Origin of the sequence: Streptomyces malaysiensis subsp. samsunensis (genome assembly GCF_024519315.1) — a bacterium.
GTDB classification, from domain to species: domain Bacteria; phylum Actinomycetota; class Actinomycetes; order Streptomycetales; family Streptomycetaceae; genus Streptomyces; species Streptomyces malaysiensis.
Genome location: NZ_JANIIC010000269.1, coordinates 1 through 426 on the forward strand (window position 1 = coordinate 1; position 426 = coordinate 426).

General features: G+C 69.7%; 1 protein-coding gene. It reads right to left on the minus strand.

What is annotated here, in order from left to right; genetic code table 11:
* Positions 1-426, minus strand: a 426-nt coding sequence (locus tag NQU54_RS48835; RefSeq protein ID WP_306279900.1) for a methyltransferase, incomplete at both ends; no start/stop codon positions are given.

The following is a 426-nucleotide window of genomic DNA, read 5'->3' on the forward strand; positions in this document are numbered from 1 at the left end:
TCACCGATGCGGCCTGGTCGGCCACTGTTCCCCGCAGGTGCGGGTGCGCTGTGAGGATTTCCCGGAGCAGGGCGCCGGTGCCGCCGCCGACATCGATCACATGGCGGACGTCCGACCAGCCGTACGCGGTTCCGATTCCCTTGGTGGACTGGGAGACCTGGGACATCAGTAGGTCGAAGGACTCGGTCCGCGCGGGCGAAGCGGCCAGGTCCGCCCGGAACGGGGCTCCGTGGACCTTCTCGTAGACGGAGGTTCCGGAGCGGACCGCGTCCACCAGGCGGGGAAAGGTGCTGTCGAGCCGCCCGGCCACTTCGTCGGCGTCCAGCCACTGACGCAGATTGGCCGGGTGCTCGGCCAGCAGTTCCGCGGCCAGTTCGGTGAGCGCGAAGGTGCCGGGTTCCGGCTCGGCGAAGATGTCCCGGCAGA